This window comes from Parvularcula mediterranea (genome assembly GCF_013085255.1).
Lineage (GTDB): Bacteria > Pseudomonadota > Alphaproteobacteria > Caulobacterales > Parvularculaceae > Parvularcula > Parvularcula mediterranea.
The window spans coordinates 258,070-277,040 of the sequence record NZ_JABFCX010000003.1 but is presented as its reverse complement, the minus strand read 5'-3'; the positions used below and the strand labels follow the sequence as shown (position 1 = coordinate 277,040).

19 protein-coding genes are annotated in these 18,971 nt (G+C 62.6%); 13 read left to right on the top strand and 6 right to left on the bottom strand.

Annotated elements, in window-relative coordinates; translation table 11 throughout:
- Window positions 1–10 precede the first annotated feature (10 nt).
- From HK107_RS10205 to lpxB, 8 genes are all read left to right on the top strand, one after another.
- Window positions 11–1,240, top strand: coding sequence for a M50 family metallopeptidase (locus tag HK107_RS10205; RefSeq protein ID WP_173199398.1), 1,230 nt, complete (start codon window positions 11–13; stop codon window positions 1,238–1,240).
- A gap of 23 nt (window positions 1,241–1,263) precedes the next feature.
- Window positions 1,264–4,035: an outer membrane protein assembly factor BamA gene (gene bamA / locus HK107_RS10200; RefSeq protein ID WP_233061463.1), complete on the top strand. Its 2,772-nt coding sequence runs from the start codon at window positions 1,264–1,266 to the stop codon at window positions 4,033–4,035.
- Window positions 4,036–4,129: 94 nt separating this feature from the next.
- The gene (locus HK107_RS10195; protein WP_173199396.1) at window positions 4,130–4,759 is read left to right on the top strand and encodes an OmpH family outer membrane protein; all 630 of its coding nucleotides are present in this window, start codon (window positions 4,130–4,132) and stop codon (window positions 4,757–4,759) included.
- Between the two features lie 71 nt (window positions 4,760–4,830).
- Window positions 4,831–5,823, top strand: a complete 993-nt coding sequence (lpxD, locus tag HK107_RS10190; protein WP_173199394.1) for a UDP-3-O-(3-hydroxymyristoyl)glucosamine N-acyltransferase — start codon at window positions 4,831–4,833, stop codon at window positions 5,821–5,823.
- Complete coding sequence (gene fabZ / locus HK107_RS10185) at window positions 5,820–6,284, top strand: 3-hydroxyacyl-ACP dehydratase FabZ (RefSeq protein WP_173199392.1); 465 nt, start codon at window positions 5,820–5,822, stop codon at window positions 6,282–6,284. Before lpxD ends, fabZ begins: the two co-directional genes overlap by 4 nt.
- Window positions 6,281–7,069 carry an acyl-ACP--UDP-N-acetylglucosamine O-acyltransferase gene (lpxA, locus tag HK107_RS10180; protein ID WP_173199389.1) on the top strand — a complete coding sequence of 263 codons (789 nt, stop codon included), beginning with the start codon at window positions 6,281–6,283 and terminating at the stop codon, window positions 7,067–7,069. Before fabZ ends, lpxA begins: the two co-directional genes overlap by 4 nt.
- Complete coding sequence (locus tag HK107_RS10175; protein ID WP_198912388.1) at window positions 7,051–7,929, top strand: LpxI family protein; 879 nt, start codon at window positions 7,051–7,053, stop codon at window positions 7,927–7,929. The genes lpxA and HK107_RS10175 overlap by 19 nt, the downstream gene beginning before the upstream one ends.
- Entirely contained in the window at window positions 7,926–9,104 is a 1,179-nt protein-coding gene (gene lpxB, locus HK107_RS10170) for a lipid-A-disaccharide synthase (RefSeq protein ID WP_173199387.1), read from the top strand. Before HK107_RS10175 ends, lpxB begins: the two co-directional genes overlap by 4 nt.
- On the opposite strand, the gene HK107_RS10165 is transcribed toward lpxB, so the two are convergent.
- Both HK107_RS10165 and HK107_RS10160 read right to left on the bottom strand, forming a co-directional pair.
- Window positions 9,054–9,515: a RidA family protein gene (locus HK107_RS10165; RefSeq protein WP_173199385.1), complete on the bottom strand. Its 462-nt coding sequence runs from the start codon at window positions 9,513–9,515 to the stop codon at window positions 9,054–9,056. The two genes, lpxB and HK107_RS10165, sit on opposite strands and share 51 nt — an antisense overlap.
- Window positions 9,512–10,825: a DNA polymerase IV gene (locus HK107_RS10160; protein WP_269815629.1), complete on the bottom strand. Its 1,314-nt coding sequence runs from the start codon at window positions 10,823–10,825 to the stop codon at window positions 9,512–9,514. The genes HK107_RS10165 and HK107_RS10160 overlap by 4 nt, the downstream gene beginning before the upstream one ends.
- Before the next feature lie 80 nt (window positions 10,826–10,905).
- On the opposite strand from HK107_RS10160, the gene HK107_RS10155 reads away from it, so the two are divergent.
- Both HK107_RS10155 and HK107_RS10150 read left to right on the top strand, forming a co-directional pair.
- Complete coding sequence (locus HK107_RS10155; protein ID WP_173199381.1) at window positions 10,906–11,280, top strand: response regulator; 375 nt, start codon at window positions 10,906–10,908, stop codon at window positions 11,278–11,280.
- 35 nt (window positions 11,281–11,315) lie between these two features.
- Window positions 11,316–12,686: a PleD family two-component system response regulator gene (locus HK107_RS10150; RefSeq protein WP_173199379.1), complete on the top strand. Its 1,371-nt coding sequence runs from the start codon at window positions 11,316–11,318 to the stop codon at window positions 12,684–12,686.
- Window positions 12,687–12,770: 84 nt separating this feature from the next.
- Here the strand turns inward: HK107_RS10150 and glnA are convergent, their stop codons facing one another.
- The 4 genes from glnA to ruvX form a co-directional block, all read right to left on the bottom strand.
- Window positions 12,771–14,174: a type I glutamate--ammonia ligase gene (gene glnA / locus HK107_RS10145; protein ID WP_173199377.1), complete on the bottom strand. Its 1,404-nt coding sequence runs from the start codon at window positions 14,172–14,174 to the stop codon at window positions 12,771–12,773.
- 111 nt (window positions 14,175–14,285) lie between these two features.
- Window positions 14,286–14,873, bottom strand: a complete 588-nt coding sequence (gene plsY, locus HK107_RS10140; protein WP_173199375.1) for a glycerol-3-phosphate 1-O-acyltransferase PlsY — start codon at window positions 14,871–14,873, stop codon at window positions 14,286–14,288.
- Entirely contained in the window at window positions 14,870–15,808 is a 939-nt protein-coding gene (locus tag HK107_RS10135; RefSeq protein WP_173199373.1) for an aspartate carbamoyltransferase catalytic subunit, read from the bottom strand. The genes plsY and HK107_RS10135 overlap by 4 nt, the downstream gene beginning before the upstream one ends.
- Window positions 15,805–16,272 carry a Holliday junction resolvase RuvX gene (ruvX, locus tag HK107_RS10130; protein ID WP_173199371.1) on the bottom strand — a complete coding sequence of 156 codons (468 nt, stop codon included), beginning with the start codon at window positions 16,270–16,272 and terminating at the stop codon, window positions 15,805–15,807. The genes HK107_RS10135 and ruvX overlap by 4 nt, the downstream gene beginning before the upstream one ends.
- Between ruvX and HK107_RS10125 the strand changes: the two genes are divergently transcribed.
- The 3 genes from HK107_RS10125 (at window position 16,271) to gatA (ending at window position 18,970) form a co-directional block, all read left to right on the top strand.
- Window positions 16,271–17,002 carry a hypothetical protein gene (locus HK107_RS10125; protein ID WP_173199370.1) on the top strand — a complete coding sequence of 244 codons (732 nt, stop codon included), beginning with the start codon at window positions 16,271–16,273 and terminating at the stop codon, window positions 17,000–17,002. The genes ruvX and HK107_RS10125 overlap by 2 nt on opposite strands.
- A gap of 193 nt (window positions 17,003–17,195) precedes the next feature.
- Window positions 17,196–17,495 (top strand): Asp-tRNA(Asn)/Glu-tRNA(Gln) amidotransferase subunit GatC, encoded by a 300-nt coding sequence (gene gatC, locus HK107_RS10120; protein ID WP_173199368.1) that lies wholly within the window; start codon window positions 17,196–17,198, stop codon window positions 17,493–17,495.
- Entirely contained in the window at window positions 17,495–18,970 is a 1,476-nt protein-coding gene (gatA, locus tag HK107_RS10115; protein WP_173199366.1) for an Asp-tRNA(Asn)/Glu-tRNA(Gln) amidotransferase subunit GatA, read from the top strand. The genes gatC and gatA overlap by 1 nt, the downstream gene beginning before the upstream one ends.
- Window position 18,971 lies beyond the last annotated feature (1 nt).

Genomic DNA, 18,971 nt, shown 5'->3' with positions numbered 1-18,971 from the left:
AGGCAGGCGGATGCTGGAACAGATCCTCAGTAGCGGATCCACGGTGATCGTCAGTGTGCTGGCGTTCCTCGTCATGCTGCCGCTCATCGTCTTCATTCACGAGCTCGGACATTTCCAGACCGGACGTTTGTTCGGTATCCGGATCGACGCATTCTCCATCGGTTTCGGACCGGAGCTGGTGCGCTGGCGCGACCGCAAGGGTACGATCTGGCGGATCGGCGCCTATCCTCTCGGCGGCTATGTGAAGTTCTTCGGCGATGCGAATGCCGCTTCCGCAGGCGCTGCCAACGCGAATGATGGCAAGGCCGGCACGACGCAATTCGGCTCCCAGCGGGAAGCCCTCGAAGCGGCCCTGACTGAGGAAGAGAAGCGCGACTGCTTCCACTTCCGCCCGGTCTGGCAGCGCGCAGCCGTGGTAGCAGCTGGTCCCATTGCCAACTTCATCCTCGCCATCGTCCTCTTTGCAGGGCTGTTCATGGCGTTCGGCCGTCCTGTCGTGGAGCCTGTCGTCAGCGTGGTGGTCGAAGATAGCGCCGCGGAGGTGGCAGGCTTCGAGCCCGGCGATCGCATCCTGACCCTTAACGGCGCGAAGGTCCGCGACTTCGATTCGATGGCGGCGCGGATCAAGCTGGCTTCGAATGAAGAGCTGACCTTCACCGTCGACCGCGAAGGCGAGATCGTCACCCTGAAGGCAACGCCTCGCCGGACGGTGCAGCAGGATGCCTTCGGCAATGAGATCGAAGCAGGCCAGCTCGGCATCGCCGCGGATAACCGGCTGATCAGCCGCAAACGCTTCGGGCCAGTTGCTGCTGTTGGAGAAGGGGTCCGCGAAACCGGCCGGATCATCTCTGTGACAGGCCGCTACTTCGCAAGGCTCGTGACGCTGCAAGAAGACCCCCGTCAGATCGGCGGCCCGGTCAGGATCGCGCAGTTCGCGGGGCAGGCCGCTTCTTCAGGCTTCACAGCGCCCGTGGAAATCTCGCTGTCGGAGAGACTCCTGATGTCAGGCGCGAATTTCCTGCAGGTCGCGGCACTGATTTCGATTTCGGTTGGGTTCCTCAACCTTCTTCCTGTACCCGTCCTCGATGGTGGGCATCTCGTTTTCTACGGTTACGAGGCCATCACGGGGAAACCCATGAACGAACTCGTGCAAGGCGTTCTGTTCAGGATCGGCATGGCGGCCGTCCTTGTGCTGATCGTCTTCGTGTTCACAAACGACATACTGCGCCTCGTCCTGTGACGCGGCGACCTTCGGAGAGCTGGATGCAACGTCCGTTCAAAACCCTAACCCTCCTGTCCCTCGCCGCCATCGGCTCGCTCGGCATGGCTGCCGCGCAGCAGCCCCGGGTGCAGGGCCCGACCCAGGTGAACGAGAACTACTCCCTCGTCGTCAGGACGATCGAGGTTTCGGGCAACCAGAGGATCGAAGCGGGCACGGTGCGTTCCTATCTGCCCGTCGAGCCGGGGATGCAGGTTGGCTCTCTCGAGATCGACAATGCGTTGAAGTCCCTTTTCGCCACCGGCCTCTTCGAAGATGCCAGCGTCGTCTTTGATCCGCGCAGAGGTGTGCTTGAGGTCGAGGTGGTCGAGAACCCGATCGTCAACCGCGTGGTCTTCCTCGGCAACCGCCGCACGGATTCGGACAAGTTCGAAGAAGAAATTCAGCTGGAGCCGCGCGCCGTCTATACCCGCGCCAAGGCGCAGGCTGACGCCCAGCGGATCATCGAAGTCTACCGCCGGGCAGGCCGCTTCGGCGCCACCGTGACGCCGAAGATCAAGCGCCTCGAGCAGAACCGCGTCGACGTCGTCTTCGACATCGACGAAGGCCCCCGCACGGGCGTGAAGGCCATCAACTTCATCGGCAATGAAGCCTTCTCCGATGCTGAGCTGCGCGGCGCGATCCTGACGGCCAAGTCGAAGTGGTGGAACTTCTTTGAGTCCAACGACAACTACGATCCCGACCGCCTCGAATATGACCGCCAGCTCCTGCGCGAGTACTATTCGAAGAACGGCTACGCCGACTTCACGACGGTCTCCGCAGTCGCTGAGCTGACGCCCAACAAGGAAGCCTTCATCATCACCTTCACGGTGGAAGAGGGCCCGAAATACACGTTCGGCAATGTCGACGTGAACACGACGCTCTCGAAGCTGCCGGGCCGGGCGCTCCGCTCGCGCGTACCGATCCGTACCGGGACGACCTTCAACTCGGAGCTTCTGGAGAAGTCTGAGGAATCGCTGACCTTCGCGGCAGGTTTCGCAGGCTACGCATTTGTCGATGTCCGTCCTCGCCTCGACAGGAACCCTGAGACCCGCACCGTCGATGTGACCTTCGACGTGAACGAGGGCCCGAGGGTCTATGTCGAAGAGATCAACATTAACGGCAATATCCAAACCCTCGACCACGTAATCCGCCGCGAGATGCGGATCGTGGAGGGCGACGCCTTCAACCGTGTGCTGATCGACCGTTCAGAGCGCCGGGTGAAGGGCCTTGGCTACTTCTCTGAAGTCACGGTGGAAGAGCAGCCGGGCTCTGCGCCTGACCGCACGATCCTCGATGTGAACGTGGTCGAGCAGCCGACCGGTAGCTTCCAGATTGGCGGCGGCGTCAGCTCGAACGACAACTTCATCTTCAACGTCTCGGTGGAGCAGGCAAACCTTCTTGGCCGTGGCCAGTACGTCCTCCTGAACCTCCAGGCCGCCCAGCGGACCACCCAGGCGCAGCTCTCGATCACTGAGCGCTATTTCCTCAACCGGCCGCTCCGCGCTGGTGCGTCGCTGTTCCTCAACAAGACCGACTTCGAGGAAGCTGGCTTCGTCTCGGAGAGCATTGGCGCCAACTTCAACGTCGGCTTCCCGGCGTCCGAGTATTCTTCGCTGCTCCTGAACTACGGCCTGCGTTTCGATAATCTCGAGCTGACCCAGACCATCCCCTTCAACATGTTTGCAGACGATGGTGAGACCCCTGAATTTCAGGGCACGGAGCTTGATGACGAGGGGAACCAGGTCGTCGTGGACGTGCCGATTGACGAGTTCCTCGTCGATGGCACGGACTTCGAGATCATCCGCGACCTGATCCTCGACGATGCTGGCGCCGTTGAGCAGCAGGGCTTCATCCGCACCGACCAGTGCAACCTCGAGTCCCAGCAGCGGAACCTGAACTGTGACCGGAACGGCGAGTTCCTCACCTCGCAGCTCGGCTACACGTTCAACATGGACAAGACGAACGACCCGATCGTGCCGTCTTCGGGCTTCAACCTCAGCCTCTCGCAGGCCTTTGCAGGTGTCGGTGGCGACGTGAATTTCCACCGCAGCACCCTGCGGTCAGGCGTCTATAGGCGCCTGCCGTACAACCTGATCGGCTCGATCAAGTTCAATGGCGGCTACATCGACAGCTTCAACGATGACGGCGTCAGGCTGAACGACCGGTTCTTCCTCGGTGGCAACCGCGGCTTCCGTGGCTTCGACGTGGCTGGTGTGGGTCCGCGCCTGTTCGGCAGCCTTGCGACCGGCAGGTTCCGGGGCCGTGGCCAGTCGATCGGTGCGCGCGCCTATGCAATCGGTACGGGGGAGATCCTTCTGCCGCTTCCGCTACCTCCAAGCTACGGGATCAGGGCGTCGCTCTTCGTTGACGGTGGTTGGGTCGGCCTGACCAATGACATCGACGACGAGCTTTTCAACGTGGAATCCGACCGAGGAAACTTCTTCGGGCCTGACAGCCTCCCCGGAGGTGCGCTCGGGACGGATCCATTCTTCAACGAAGAATTCTATGATGTCGTTCTCGATGATGCAGGCGAGCCGCTCACCAACACCGAAGGCGTTCTCGTCTACACGATCAATGAGGAAGGCCAGGCCTTCAACACGCTGCAGCTCGACGACCCGCTTCAAAACGGCTTCGACCCACGTGTAACGGCAGGTCTCTCGATCAACTGGAACTCGCCCTTTGGCCCGATCCAGATCGACCTCTCCGAAGCCTTCGTGGTGCAGGATTACGACCGGCCGCAGAGCTTCCGTTTCTCGGCGGGCAGCCGCTTCTAGGCGAAGGGCCTACCGAAGTTTCAGCCTTCGCGCCGTGGATTTCCTCGGCGCGATCGGGCAAGCGAACAGGATCACACTCAGGGTACGGGAAACAATGACCAACCTCTTCAAGATCACGGCTGCACTCATTCTCGCGGCAGCGACCTTCGCCAGCAGCGCGGCCTTCGCCCAGCGCGGCAACATCCTCTTCCTCGACCAGCAGCGGGTCGTCAGCGAGAGCCAGGCCGGCCAGTCGATCGACAGCCAGCTTCGCGTCATGACCGAAGAGATCGCCGTGAAGATCAAGCAGCAGCAGTCAGCCATCGAAGCCGAGAGCATCAAGCTGCGCGACGAGCGCGGTGACCTGACGGACGAAGAGTTCCAGCAGCGCTACCAGACCATCCTCGCAGCGGCCCAGAGCCTCGAGAAGCTCAAGCAGATCCGCGAAGCCGAGATGACCCAGGCGCGCGGTACCGCCATCCAGGAACTGCGTGAGCAGTGGGAGCCGATTTCCGAGGCCGTCTTCAAGAAGCGCAAGGGCTACGTCCTCCTCGAGAAGCAGGCTGTCCTCGCCGCTGACGACCGCGGTGACATCACCGACGAAGTCATCGCCCAGCTCGACAAGGTCGTGCAGCGCATCCAGGTCAATAAGCCTGACCTGATCGCCGCAGCAGCCGCAGCCCAGCAGCAGCAACAGGCTGCAGCCCAAGCCCAGCTCGGCGAGGCCGCTCCCGCTCAGCAGTAAGCGAGCCGAGGATCATCACAAATACGAAGGCGGGCGCGTGACGTCCGCCTTTTTTCGTTTAAGGCAATGCCATGGCGTTTCCTGATTCCCGCTTCTTCGCGTTTCGAGGCCCTTTCACCGCGGAAAGAGCCGCTGAGATCGGCAGTGCTGCCATCGTGCGCGGCGCAGGCGGTGCCATCTCCACCGTCGCCGAGGCAGGCAAAGGCGGTGAGGGCGCGCTGATCTTCTCCGAAAAGCTCAAGGGCGAGATCGCTGCCGCTGAAGCCATTATCGTACCGGAAGGCCGCGGCGGCGAAGCTCCTGAAGGCATTGCGATCGTCCTTGAGGCCAAGTCCCCGAAGCTCGCCTTCTCCAAGATCGCCGCGGCACTCTTCGCGAGCCGCAGCGAGACGGCTGAAGAGGGCGATGCGCCCACGATCGCTCGGACCGCAAAAGTGCACGAAACTGCCGTCATCGGCCCGGGTGCGGAGATCGGCGAGGGGGTCATCATTGGCCCTAACGCCGTCATCGGCCATGGCGTGATCCTCGGCGAAGGGACCTACGTCGCCGCTGGCGCTTCCATCGCTCACGCAGAAATCGGGAAGAACTGCCGCATCCTTGCTGGCGCTGTCATCGGTGAGGCAGGCTTTGGCTATACCGCTGGCGAGACCGGCCCCGTTGCCGTTCCCCAGCTCGGGGCGGTGCGGCTCGCAGATGAAGTCGACATCGGTGCTCAGACCACCGTGGATCGCGGCGCCCTTGGCGACACGGTCATCGGCGCGATGAGCAAGATCGATAATCTCTGCCAGATCGCGCACAATTGCAGGCTCGGCCGCGGCGTTCTCGTCGCCAGCCAGACCGGGATTTCAGGCTCCTGCATCATCGGCGACTTTGTCATGATGGGCGGCCAGGTCGGCATGGCCGATCACCTCAACATCGGCGATGGCGCGGTGATCGCGGCCAAATCCGGCCTGATGAAGGACGTGGAGCCGGGCGGCAAGGTGGGCGGCACGCCTGCTAAGCCGATGCGGCAATGGATGAAGGAAACGGCCGCACTCGGCCGGTTAGCAGGCGGAAAAAAATGAGCGATACGGACGAATTTCTCCCCGACCTCGACCTTGCGGGGATCAAGGGCATCCTGCCCCACCGCTACCCGTTCCTGATGATCGACAAGATCGTCCAGATCCGGAAGGAAGGCGGCGCGATCGGCATCAAGAACGTCACGGCCAACGAGGAATACTTCCAGGGCCACTTCCCCGAAATGCCCGTCATGCCCGGCGTCCTGATCTGCGAGGCCATGGCTCAGGCGGCTGCTGCGTACACGGCCTATTCCGAGAATGTTGATACGGAAGGCCAGGTCGTTCTCTTCATGGGCATGGACAAGGTGAAGTTCAGGAAGCCTGTGGTGCCCGGCGACGTGCTTGAGCTGCACGTCAAGATCGAGACCCGCCGGCCGCCAGTCTGGAAATACTCAGGCGAGGCGAAAGTCGACGGCAAGACCGTCGCTGAAGCTGAATTCAAAGCCATGCTGACGAGGCCCAAATGAGCGGAATCCATCCACGCGCCATTGTCGAAGACGGCGCCGAAATCGGTGAAGGCGTCGAGATCGGCCCCTTCGTCCACGTTGGCCCCGATGCGAAGATCGGTGACCGCGTCAAACTTCATCCGCACTCGGTCGTTCTGGGCCGCACGACGGTGGGTGAGGAGACCGAAGTCTATCCCTTCGCAGTGCTCGGCACGCCGCCCCAGCACCTCGCCTATGCGGGAGAGCCCACGACCCTCGAGGTCGGCAAGCGCAACCAGATTCGCGAGCATGTAACCATGAACCCTGGCACGGTGCAGGGGATTGAGAAGACCGTGGTCGGTGACGACTGCCTCTTCATGGTAGGCGCGCACGTCGCCCATGACTGCGTGCTCGGCAACAGTATCATCATGGCGAACAACGCGACGCTGGCAGGGCACATTACCATCGGTGATGGCGTCTTCATCTCTGGCCTCGTCGCAATTCATCAGTTTACGGCGATTGGCCCTTACTCCTTCGTAGGCGGCGGCGCGATCGTCGTCGGCGACGTGATCCCCTACGGTTCGGTCATCGGCAACCGCGCGAAGCTCGAGGGCCTGAACCTTGTCGGGATGAAGCGGCGCAAGATGGACCGCAAGACCATCCACGCCATCCGCGCGGCGTACCGGATGCTGTTCGCGCCTGAGGGTACACTGAAGGAACGGATCGACGACTGCGCCGAGACCTATGGCGATGTGCCGGAGGTGATGGAGATCGTTGAGTTCATGCGCGCTTCGCGGGACAGGACCCTGTGCCTGCCAGCGAACTGACCGGCTGGCGCCGCCTGGGGATCATCGCAGGCGGCGGCACGCTCCCCTTGAGGATCGCCGAAGCGGAGAAGGCGAAGGGGCAGGAGCCCTTTGTCATTCGTCTGTCTGCGGACGATGCGCTTGGCGCATTCCCCGGCGCTGACCTTTCCATTGCCGAGTTTGGCGCGATCCTGAAACGCCTCAAGGCTGAAGACTGCGACGCGGTCTGCTTCGCGGGCCAGGTCCAGCGTCCCAACTTCGCCAAGTTGCGGCCCGACTGGCGCGGCGCGAAGCTGCTGCCGAAAGTCGTCTCAGCCGCCCGGAAAGGCGATGGCGCGATCCTCGACGTCATCGTTGAGACCTTTGAGGCCGAGGGTTTCCGCGTCATCGGGGCAGAGGAGGCAGCGGGCAATCTCAAGATCGGCGCTGGTCCGCTCACGGAGCAAAAGCCTTCCACCGAAGATATGGCTGACATCTCCAAGGGCGTGGCGCTGGTGGAAGCGTTAGGGCCCTTCGATGTTGCGCAGGGCGTTGTGGTTCGCCGGGGCTTCGTCCTCGCGGTCGAGGCCGCCGAGGGCACCGACGCCATGCTCGACCGGTGCGCTGCGCTACCTGATGACCTGAAGGGTTTTGAGCCAGGACAGGAGGGGATAAAGATCGGTGTCCTCGTCAAAACGCCAAAGCCGGGGCAGGAGCTCCGCGTCGACCTGCCGACCATCGGTGTCAGGACGGTTGAGAAGGCTGCCGCCGCGGGCCTCGCAGGCATCGCTGTCGGAGCAGGGCGCGCGCTGATCGTTGACCGTGCGGCGGTTGAAGACGCTGCGCGCAACGCCGGGATCTTTGTCTACGGCTTCACCCCGGACGAGGCAGGCGGCGCATGACGACCATCCTCCTCACTGCAGCCGAACCATCGGGCGACGCGATGGGCGCAAGCCTGATGAAGGCGCTCGGCGCCGCGCGCGACGGCCTGCGGTTCGTCGGCGGTGGCGGGGAGGCGATGAAGGCTGCAGGCCTTGTTGATCCGGTGTCCACGGACAGTCTCGCAGTGATGGGTCCGGTGGACGCCATCGCAGCTCTTCCCCGCGCAAAAAAGCTCGCCAACCGCATCGGCCTGATGGCGAAGAAGGAGCAGCCCGACGTGGCTGTCCTCATCGACAGCTGGGCCTTCTCCAAGATCGTAGCCAAGGAGATCAAGCGGCATTCTCCGCACACGAAGCTCGTTAAGCTCGCTGTACCACAGGTCTGGGCCTCACGGCCGGAGCGGGCCAAGGTCGCGGCGGAGATGTTCGACCTCCTCCTCTGCCTCCTGCCGTTCGAGCCGCAGTGGTTCGAGCAACATGGCGGCAAGGCCGTGTTCGTCGGCAATCCGAACTTCCAAGCAGCAGCCAGCACCCCGCGATCCGGACCCGGCTTCCGTGCGCGCTACGGCATCGGAGACGCGCCGCTCCTCCTTCTCCTCCCTGGCAGTCGTCAGGGCGAGGTGAAGCGGCTGCTCCCGGTCTTCGCCGAGATCCTCGACGAAGTTCGTGCCAAGACACCGGGCCTCAGGATCGCAGTCATCACGGCGGCCAGCGTCGAGGCTAAGGTCAAGGAAGAAGCTTCAAAATGGGAAGGTGACATCATCATCGTTCCGCCCACGGAGCGTTTCGATGCCTTTGACGCAGGTGACGTCGCACTTGCGGCTTCTGGCACGGTGACGACAGAACTCGCACTGACCGGCACACCAATGGTCGTCGCCTATAAGGTCGGGCCTGTCGTGGCCTATTGGGCAAAGCGGGTCATCACCACGCCTTACGTCACGGTGCTGAACGTCGCCGCCAAGCAAGAGATCATCCCCGAGCGGCTGCAGGACGACTGCATGCCTGCGCAGCTCTGCGCAGACGTCACCCGACTGTTCCACGATGATGACGAACGCAGAAAGCAGATCTCAGCCTTCCGCCGGTTGCTCCCTGAACTGATTGGTTCGGAAGACCCCTCTGTCGCCGCAACCAGAGAGATCCTGGCGCTAATCGATGGAGACGATAGCGGCGATCTCGACAGCGGCGCCCAAGGGTAGGGAGCTGACGCCCACCGCCGTGCGGCAGTGGGTGCCCCGGCCGCAGAACAGCTCCGCCATCAGGTCCGACGCGCCGTTGATGACCTTCGGATGCTCCTCGAAATCAGGCGTCGCCGCGACGAAGCCTTCAAGCTTCACGATATCCCGTATGCGTCCGAAATCACCGTTCAGCGCAGCCTTGATCTGAGCCACGATCCCCACGGCACAGGCCGCAGCAGCCTTCGCGCCTTCCACCGTGGTCATATTATCGCCAAGCCGGCCCTTGATGACTTCGCCGTCCCTGAAGGGCAGCTGGCCGGAGATGAAGAGGAGGTTCCGCGACTTGGAGTAAGGGAGATAGCTGCCGATCGGCGCCGCAGCATCGGGAAGGGTGTAGCCCTGCTCGGCGAGTTTTTCCTCGATCTTGGTCATCTCTTCGTCGTCCTCCTGTCACGCATGGTGCCGATCACGTCGGCGCCGAACTTCGCCCGGAGCGCGTCTACGGCACTCTCGCGACGCTCCAGTTTCTCGTGTTCCTCAGGATAGGCAAGGTCCATGCGCGCGCCGTCCGCAGCGACAAGGTCCGAGATGCCTATTCCGATCAGCCGGTACGCGGTCCGCGACCCGCCTTTCAGCTCCTCACGCAGAAGCGCCCGGCCTTCTTCGAACAGCACTTCGGCCAGGTTCGTTGCGATGCCGAGGGTCTTGCGCCGGGTGAAGCTGCGGAAGGTCGAGGTCTTGAGTTTGAGGGTCACGACGAGGCCGGCATAGCCCTTGTCCTTGGCGCGCTGGCTGACCTTTCGGCACATCCCCCAGAGCTTGTCCTCCAGGGCCGCCTGATCCCGGAGGTCATCTGAGAAAGTCGTCTCGCCAGAGATCGATTTCACCTCACGCTCCACCCGAACAGGGCGCGGGTCCCGGCCCATCGCCCTCGCGTGGAGGCGCAGGCCGCCCTCCCCATAGCGGTCCACAAGGTCACGCAAGGTCAGCTTCTGGACATCGCCGATGGTCTCTATCCCGTCGCGGTTCAGCTTCGCTGCGAAGCTTTTGCCCACACCGTGGATGAAGGTGACGGGCTTGTCCGCGAGGAAACGCAGGGTCTCCTCCTCACCGATCACCGCGAAACCTCGCGGTTTGTCGAGGTCGGACGCCATCTTGGCGAGGGACTTGTTGTGGCTGAGGCCCACCGAGACCGTCACGCCCACCTCGCGCTCGATCTGGCGCTGGAGCCCGATGAGCGAGGCAGCAGGCGACCTGCCGTGCAGGCGATGGGTGCCTGAGAGGTCGAGGAACGCCTCGTCGATGGACACCGGCTGCACCAGCGGGGTCAGGGCCTCCATCGCGTCCCGGACCTTTCGGGATGCCTCGGCATAGGCCTCGAACCTCGGCTTCACCGCTACAAGGTGCGGGCAGAGCCTCCGCGCCTGAAACGACGGCATGGCCGAGCGGATGCCGTAGGTCCGCGCGACATAGCAGGCCGCAGCGACCACGCCCCTGTCACCGCCCCCGACGATGACGGGAAGGTGCTTGAGCTCAGGATTGTCGCGCTTTTCCACCGAGGCGAAGAACGCATCGCAGTCGACATGAGCGATCGAAAGCGTCTCAAGCTCCTCATGCTCGATGACGCCGAAGCCCTGACAATGGGTCTGAACCCCTTTAGGCAAGGGCTCTCCGCACCCACGGCAGAGCCGGGGCGGAGAACTGCCATCAGGCGGCGTCAACGTGTGATTAAGGTCGACCATTCAAAGGCAAGCTCATAGGGGCATTAACCATGGAGCACCACGGGCGCCTTCGTAAGCGCCGAGAGGATGGTCGCAAGGTAATGGATAACGCAGCGAAGAAGATCCTGATCGTCGAGGATAATGAGCTCAACATGAAGCTCTTCCACGACCTTCTCGAGGTGCAGGGCTATCAGATCGTCGGTACCGGCGACGGCAACGCCGCCTTTGGCATCGCCAAGGCCGAACAGCCTGACCTGATCCTTATGGACATCCAGCTCCCCGAAAAGTCCGGCCTCGACGTGACCCGCGAGATCAAGGCCGACGAGACAACCCGCGAGATCCCCGTGATCGCGGTGACCGCCTTCGCCATGCGCGAGGACGAGGAGCGTATCCGCGCCGCGGGATGTGATGACTATCTCGCGAAGCCCATCTCCGTGACGGAGTTTCTTGAGAAAGTGAAAAGGGTTTTAGCGTAGGTTACGAGTCGCGAATTTCGCGACGAGGACATGCTATGACGGCCCGCGTATTGGTCGTGGACGACCTTGAGCCGAATGTGAAACTGCTCGAGGCCAAGCTCCGCGCCGAGTATTTTGAAGTCATGACTGCCCTTTCCGGGCAGGAAGCGATCGACCTCGCGATCGAGCATCAGCCCGACATCGTTCTTCTCGACGTCATGATGCCTGGCCTCGATGGTTTTGAGACCTGCAAGATCCTCAAAGCCAATGACGAGACCTGGCACATCCCTGTGGTGATGGTGACAGCGCTCGATCAGCAGGCGGACCGTGTCGCTGGCCTTCAGGCGGGTGCCGACGACTTCCTGACCAAGCCTGTGCAAGACATCGCGCTTTTTGCCCGTGTCCGGTCGCTGACCCGGTTCAAGCAGATGACCGACGAGCTGCGCCACCGCCATGCGGCAGGCGCGCGGATGGGCGTCCTCTCCAAGGCTGACCTTTCCGCCTTTGACGAAAAGCAGGCGACGATCCTGGTTGTCACCGACGAAGACTCGATACCAGCGATCGATCAGGGCTCTGAGCATATGCCGAAGCATATCTCGGTGGTCTATGAGAACGATGCACGCATGGCGCTCGAAGCCATCCGCCGCGGCGAGCCGGACCTCGTCTTCATCGATCTCGGCATGGAGAGCTATGACCCGCTGAGGCTCTGCTCCGGCATCCGTGCATTCGACACGACCCGCATGGCGCCGATCCTCGCCATTGCGTCGAAGGATGAGACGCGTCAGCTCGTTCGCGCCCTCGATCTGGGTGTCTCGGATTACCTGATGACGCCGATCGATGCGCAGGAACTGGCTGCCCGTGTCCGTACACAGATCAGGCGGATGCGCTATCTCGAGCAGCTCCGCGCCAGCTTCGATCAGACCATGGAAATGGCGATCATTGATCAGCTCACGGGCCTCTACAACCGCCGCTTCCTTTCGAACCAGGGCACCCGCCTGATTGAAGAAGCGCATACCACCGAAGAGCCGCTGGCCGCGCTGATGGTGGATATCGACCATTTCAAGATGGTCAACGACACCTATGGCCATGACGCGGGCGACCTTGTCCTCAAGGAAGTCTCTGCGCGCCTCACGACCTCTGTACGCGGATCGGATCTTGCGTGCCGCACGGGTGGCGAGGAATTCGCGATCCTGATGCCCCGTACGCCAAAGGAGTCAGCGCACGATATCGCCGACCGGGTCCTGCGTGCAGTGAACTCCGTCACCGTGAAGCTGTCCGATGGGCAGACCCTGGACGTCACTGTGTCGATTGGCGTCGCGAGCCTCGACAGAAGCGACAACCTCGCGACGATCCTGAAGCGTGCTGACGAAGCGCTCTACCGAGCCAAGCAGAACGGCCGGAACCAAGTGATCGACGAAGCCGCCTGAAAGGGCCAGGGCTGACGCGCCCTCAGACCACAAAACAAAAAAGGCGCCTCGAGAGGCGCCTTTTTCTTTGGGCTGATGGTCGGGTCAGACCGAGTAGTACATGTCGAACTCGACCGGGTGCGGCATCGAATTGTAGCGCTGCACTTCTTCCATCTTGAGCTCGATATAGCCGTCGATCTGGTCGTCGTTGAAGACGCCGCCCTTGGTGAGGAAGGCGCGGTCTTCGTCGAGGCTTTCGAGGGCCTGCTGGAGCGAGCGGGAAATCGTCGGGATGTCCTTCTGCTCCGCTTCGCTCATTGCGTAGAGGTCTTCGTCTGCAGCCTCGCCCGGATGGATCTTGTTGGCGATGCCATCGAGGCCAGCCATCAGGAGTGCTGCGAAGGTGTAGTAGGGGTTGCCCGCTGCATCCGGGAAGCGCGTCTCGATACGCTTGGCGTTGCGCGAGGCGACGTGCGGCACACGGATCGATGCCGAGCGGTTGCGCGATGCGTAAGCGAGAAGCACCGGCGCTTCGAAGCCAGGGACCAGGCGCTTGTAGCTGTTGGTCGAGGCGTTCGCGAAGGCGTTGATGGATTTCGCGTGCTTGATGATGCCGCCAATGTAGTAAAGGCAGGTCTCCGAAAGGCCCGCATACTGATCACCGGCGAAGGCCGGCTCGCCATTGTTCCAGATCGACTGGTGGACGTGCATGCCGGAGCCATTGTCGTTGTAGACCGGCTTGGGCATGAAGGTTGCCGTCTTGCCGAAGCTGTGAGCGACCTGAGTCACGACATATTTGTAGATCTGCATCTGGTCGGCCATGTCGGTCAGCGTGCTGAACTTCATGCCGAGCTCGTGCTGCGACGGCGCGACCTCGTGGTGATGCTTCTCAGGGGAGATGCCCATGTTGCGCATGTAGCGCAGCATTTCGGAGCGCATGTCCTGCTCGGAGTCGACCGGCGGGACGGGGAAGTAGCCGCCCTTGGCCCGCGGACGGTGGCCGAGGTTCCCGCCCTCGAACTCCGCATCCATATTGTAGGGGCCTTCGGTGTTGTCGATCATGAAGCCAATGTGGTCCTGGCTCGTCGAGATACGGACATCGTCGAAGACGAAGAACTCAGCTTCCGGACCGAAATAGGCGGTGTCACCGACGCCGGTTTCCTTGAGGTAGGCCTCTGCCGCTTTCGCCGTCGTGCGCGGATCGCGGTTGTAGGGCTGCATCGAGGGCTCGAGCACATCGCAGAAGAGCGAGACGGTCTTCGCCGCGAAGAACGGATCGACAGTCGCCGTCTCCGTGTCCGGCATGAGGACCATGTCGCTCTCGTTGATGGCTTTCCAGCCAGCGATCGACGAGCCGTCGAACATGGAGCCATCTTTGAAGAAGTCTTCGTCCACCATGGACTGGTCGAAGGTCACGTGCTGCCACTTGCCGCGAGGGTCGGTGAAGCGAAGGTCGACGAACTCGACATCCTCATCGCGGATCATTTTTAGGACTTTATCGGCGCTCATGGATCTTATTCTCCTCGATCGGTCCAATTGATGCTGCAGCGCACATGAAGGCAGAATCGTTCGTTAAGCAAGTGGCAACCTGCCGCTTCCCTGCGATTCCGTCCCCCGTCGCTATTTCTTACCAATTTTCGGCTCCGTCCCGTCCATGAGCCGCATGATGTTGGCCTTGTGGCGGTAGAAGATCATCAGGCTCATCGCGAAGACGCCCGCGAAGAGGACGAAGCGGCCCGAGCCTAGAAACACGAACGGCATGGCCGCTGCCATCACGAGGGCAGCCAATGATGAGAACCGGAAGATCGCCGCCATGGCGAGCCAGATGACGCCTGCTGCAACGAGGCCGAGGGGCCACATGGCGAGAATGGTGCCGATATAGGTGGCGACGCCCTTACCGCCCTTGAACTTGAGGTAGATCGGGAAGCAGTGGCCGAGGAACGCGGCAGCGCCTGCGACGGCAGCGAAGACCGGGTCGTTCTCACCGATCAGCCGCGCGATTACGACAGCAACCGCACCCTTGCCGCTGTCGCCTAGGAGGGTGGCCAGCGCGAGGTCTTTCCTCCCGGTGCGGAGGACATTGGTCGCCCCGATATTGCCCGAGCCGATCTCCCTGATGTCACCGAGCCCGGCCATTCGCGTCAGGAAGAGGCCGAACGGGATCGAGCCCAGAAGATAAGCACCGATCGCAACGAGCAGGATGGTCATAGGTCGAAAAGCTCCGCCAGAACGGCCATGCGCAGGGGCACGCCCATCGCGACCTGCTGCAGGATGAGGGAAATGGACTGGTCGTCCGCCACGTCATTGTCGATCTCGACGCCCCTGTTCATCGGCCCCGGGTGCATGACGAAGGCGGCAGGCTTGGCAAAGCTGAGGGCCTCCATCGAGAGGCCGTAGTCGCTGCGGTAAACCTGAGGGTCGAGGGGAAGCTCATCGCCGAAGCGCTCGGTCTGAATACGCAGGGCCATGACCACGTCGGCATCCTTGATGGCCTCGTCGCGGGAAGTGGTGACCATTGCGGCGTCTTCGCTCTTCCAGACAGGGAGGAGGTCTTCTGGTGCGCAGAGCCTGACCGTCGCGCCCATCCGGGCGAAAAGCTTGGAGCAGGACGCCGCCACGCGGCTATGGCTGAGGTCGCCGATGATCGAGATGGTGAGGCCGTCCAGGCCTTCCTCAGCCTTGCGGTGATGAGCCTTGAGGAGCGTTGCGGCGTCCAGAAGCGCTTGGGTCGGATGGCCGAAGGCACCTTCGCCAGCATTGATAACCCGGGTCTCGAAGCCTGCCGATTTGATGGCCGACTTGGCCGCGTCGATGCTTCCTGCACCCGAGGCCCTGAGGACCATCGCGTCGGCGCCCTGCGCACAGAGGGTCAGCACCGTGTCGCGAAGCGATTCGCCCTTGTGGATTGACGAAGCCGCCACTGGGACGTTGACCACCTCGAGGCCCATCTTCCGGCCCGCGAGGTCGAAGGAGAGGGAGGTGCGTGTCGAGTTCTCGTAGAAGAGATTGAACTGGATCCGCCCGGCCAGCGGCGCGCCGATGTCTTCTCTCTTCTCGACCGCCTCATCGTAGGCGAGGGCGCGGGAGAGGATGCTGGTGATCTCCTGATCGGAGAGGGCGCCAATATCGGTGAGATGCTTCATGCGTCTTCAGACCTCAGACTTTTGAGCCGGTCGAGCGCACCTTGCAGGATGAAACTCGCGGCGTGGCTGTCGATGACCGCTGCCCGTTTCGCGCGGGAGACGTCAAGGCCGATGAGTTCACGCTCCGCGGCGGCGGTAGAAAGACGCTCGTCCCAGAAGACGATGGGGAGCTCGGTGAGCTTCTTGAAGTGGCTCGCAAAGCCCTTGGTCGCTTGCGCTCTCGGGCCGGGCGTCCCGTCCATGTTGAGCGGCAGACCGAGGACAAAGGCCGTTACGTTGCGCGCTTCAGCAAGATCGAGGATAGCCTTCGCATCAGGCTGGAACTTCGTCCGCTTGATCGTCTCGAGCGGCGTCGCCAAGCTCTGGGCCGGATCGGAGACAGCCAGACCTATGGTTTTGGTACCAATATCGAGGCCGAACAGAGGGCCGGGAACGTCTTTTAGTGCGTTAATGGTCTTCGCCATGGCCGCCCTTCTGACTGCCTTCGCGCCGAATGCAAGCGCCGAAGAGGTGCCGGAGTGGATCGAACGGCAGGTTGCCGTGCAGGCGGAGAGCCTTGCGCAGGTGCTCGACCTGCCGCGGGTGCCGTTCCTGACGCTGGATTATGACCGGGAGACGCCGATTGAGGGCCTCAGAGTCCTCGACGCCGATGCGGGTCCCGAGAAGGCGACCATCCGCTTCCGCGGGGACTGGACCACGCCCGACGCCGACATGCGAGACCTCATCGCCAGGAACCTTGCCCACGAGCTCGCCCATGTCTGGCAGTACCGGACGGGACAGCCTTCGGAGACCCGTTTCCTCCACGAGGGTTTCGCCGAAGCGATGGCGGTCGAGGCCCTCATCGCCTGCGGAGACGTTTGCGGCGGCGACCCGGCCGCTCTCGCACGAGAGCAGGAGGCACGCTGCCGGTCGTCAATGTCGCGCGGACCTCTCATCGCGGAGGACAGCCGGGTCAAAGGCTATGGCTGCGGCGCGGTCGTGACGCTGGCCGCTGCACGCAAGGCCGAGATGTCGGTGCAGGCCTTCTACCTCGCCTTTGCAGCAACCAAGCGGAGCAATCAGGACTTCCTCGACGTGGCGCGTGAGCGCGCAGGGCAGGACTTCGCCGTCGCGGCCTTCTCCTTCCTCAACACTGACCACAGCCTCGCCAAGCCCGAGACCGTGATCCGGAGGCTGAAGCGCGGGACGCTGTAGTGAAGCGCTTTACCTCTCCCACCGGGAGAGGTCGAAATCTGGGATTTCGGGCGAGGGCGTTCTACGCTGAGCGCCAAATACCCTCACCCTCGGTCCCTCTCCCGATGGGAGAGGGAGGCGGCACCGGCCAAATTGCGCTGCACGCCCTGGAGCCTCTTCCCCTTCTTGCCGCACTGCGGTAGCGACAGCTCCCATGAGCCTTTCCGATTCCGACGTGAAGAAAGTCGCGAAGCTGGCGCGCATCGCCATCTCTGACGACGACGTCCCGCACCTCAAGAATGAACTGAACGGCATCCTGAGCTGGATCGAACAGCTGCAGGAGGTCGATGTCGATGGCGTCGAGGCCATGACCTCGTCCGTCGATGTGAGCCTGCCGATGCGCGACGATGTCTGCGCGGAAGGGTACACCGGCGGCGGCCAGCCTGAGAACGTCACCCGCAACGCTCCGAAGACGGAAGATCACTTCTTCGTCGTGCCGAAGGTGGTGGAATAATGACCGACCTGACGAAAAAGACGATCGCCGAACTGCGCGACGGCTATGCGGCGAAAGACTTCTCCGCCGCCGAAGTCACCGACGCCTATCTCTCCCGTGCCGAAGCCGCCACGGACCTCAACGCCTATGTCCGCATGACGCCGGACCTTGCGAAGAGCCAGGCCAAGGCTTCCGACGAACGCATCGCCAAGGGCGAGGCCCGACCGCTCGAGGGCATTCCGCTTGGCATCAAAGACCTCTTCTGCACAAAGGACATCGAGACAAACGCCGCGAGCCACATCCTCGACGGCTTCGTCCCGCCCTACGAATCGACCGTCAGCCAGAACCTGCTGGACGATGGCGGCGTGTTCCTCGGCAAGCTGAACCTCGACGAGTTCGCCATGGGCTCGTCCAACGAGACTTCCTATTACGGCCCGGTGGTGAACCCGTGGCGCCGCGGAAACGAAGAGACCAAGCTCACCCCGGGCGGTAGCTCCGGCGGCTCGTCCTCAGCTGTCTCCGCAAGGCTCTGCGCAGCTGCGACTGCGACCGACACCGGCGGCTCGATCCGTCAGCCTGCGTCTCTTACGGCGACCGTCGGGATTAAGCCCACCTATGGCCGCTGCTCCCGCTGGGGCATCGTGGCGTTCGCCAGCTCCCTCGATCAGGCAGGCCCGATTACCCGCGACGTGCGCGACGGCGCGATCATGCTGAGCTCGATGGCCAGCCATGATCCGAAGGACTCCACCTCCATCAACCGCCCGGTCCCTGACTACGAGAAAGCCCTCGAAGGCGGCGTCAAGGGCATGAAGATCGGTATACCGAAGGAATACCGCCTCGACGGCATGAACGAAGAGATCGACGCGGTCTGGGAGAAGGGCGCACAGCTCCTCCGCGACCAGGGCGCCGAAGTCGTGGAGGTCTCCCTCCCGCTGACGAAATACGCCCTGCCGGTGTACTACATCGTCGCGCCCGCTGAGGCGTCCTCGAACCTCGCCCGCTATGACGGCGTGAAGTACGGCCTGCGCGTCCATGACGATAACATCCACGAGATGTACATGAAGACCCGCGCAGAAGGCTTCGGCAAGGAAGTGCAGCGCAGGCTGATGATCGGCACCTATGTGCTCTCGGCAGGCTATTACGACGCCTACTATCTCCGCGCGCAACGTGTGCGGAAGAAGATCGCCGACGAGCTGGCAGAAGTCTTCAAATCCGTGGACCTCCTCCTCACGCCGTCCTCGCCGGGCGCTGCTTTCGGCTTTGGCGAGAAGTCGGCTGATCCGATCGAGATGTATCTCAACGACGTCTTCACCGTGACCGCGAATCTCGCAGGCATTCCGGGCATCTCGGTGCCTGCAGGCCTTGACGCGCAGGGCCTCCCTCTGGGGCTTCAGCTCCTCGCCCCGGCCTTTGGTGAAGAGACGATGCTCCGCGGCGCCCGGGCCCTTGAAGAGGCCCTAGGCTTCGATGCTCAGCCGACGGAATGGTGGACGTAAG

Bases quoted from the DNA above. Each gene is read 5' to 3' on its own strand.
- HK107_RS10205 (WP_173199398.1), top strand. From the start codon at position 11: ATGCTGGAACAGATCCTCAGTAGCGGATCCACGGTGATCGTCAGTGTG.
- bamA (WP_233061463.1), top strand. From the start codon at position 1,264: ATGCAACGTCCGTTCAAAACCCTAACCCTCCTGTCCCTCGCCGCCATC.
- HK107_RS10195 (WP_173199396.1), top strand. From the start codon at position 4,130: ATGACCAACCTCTTCAAGATCACGGCTGCACTCATTCTCGCGGCAGCG.
- lpxD (WP_173199394.1), top strand. From the start codon at position 4,831: ATGGCGTTTCCTGATTCCCGCTTCTTCGCGTTTCGAGGCCCTTTCACC.
- fabZ (WP_173199392.1), top strand. From the start codon at position 5,820: ATGAGCGATACGGACGAATTTCTCCCCGACCTCGACCTTGCGGGGATC.
- lpxA (WP_173199389.1), top strand. From the start codon at position 6,281: ATGAGCGGAATCCATCCACGCGCCATTGTCGAAGACGGCGCCGAAATC.
- lpxB (WP_173199387.1), top strand. From the start codon at position 7,926: ATGACGACCATCCTCCTCACTGCAGCCGAACCATCGGGCGACGCGATG.
- HK107_RS10165 (WP_173199385.1), bottom strand. From the start codon at position 9,515: ATGACCAAGATCGAGGAAAAACTCGCCGAGCAGGGCTACACCCTTCCC.
- HK107_RS10160 (WP_269815629.1), bottom strand. From the start codon at position 10,825: ATGGTCGACCTTAATCACACGTTGACGCCGCCTGATGGCAGTTCTCCG.
- HK107_RS10155 (WP_173199381.1), top strand. From the start codon at position 10,906: ATGGATAACGCAGCGAAGAAGATCCTGATCGTCGAGGATAATGAGCTC.
- HK107_RS10150 (WP_173199379.1), top strand. From the start codon at position 11,316: ATGACGGCCCGCGTATTGGTCGTGGACGACCTTGAGCCGAATGTGAAA.
- glnA (WP_173199377.1), bottom strand. From the start codon at position 14,174: ATGAGCGCCGATAAAGTCCTAAAAATGATCCGCGATGAGGATGTCGAG.
- plsY (WP_173199375.1), bottom strand. From the start codon at position 14,873: ATGACCATCCTGCTCGTTGCGATCGGTGCTTATCTTCTGGGCTCGATC.
- HK107_RS10135 (WP_173199373.1), bottom strand. From the start codon at position 15,808: ATGAAGCATCTCACCGATATTGGCGCCCTCTCCGATCAGGAGATCACC.
- HK107_RS10125 (WP_173199370.1), top strand. From the start codon at position 16,271: ATGGCCGCCCTTCTGACTGCCTTCGCGCCGAATGCAAGCGCCGAAGAG.
- ruvX (WP_173199371.1), bottom strand. From the start codon at position 16,272: ATGGCGAAGACCATTAACGCACTAAAAGACGTTCCCGGCCCTCTGTTC.
- gatC (WP_173199368.1), top strand. From the start codon at position 17,196: ATGAGCCTTTCCGATTCCGACGTGAAGAAAGTCGCGAAGCTGGCGCGC.
- gatA (WP_173199366.1), top strand. From the start codon at position 17,495: ATGACCGACCTGACGAAAAAGACGATCGCCGAACTGCGCGACGGCTAT.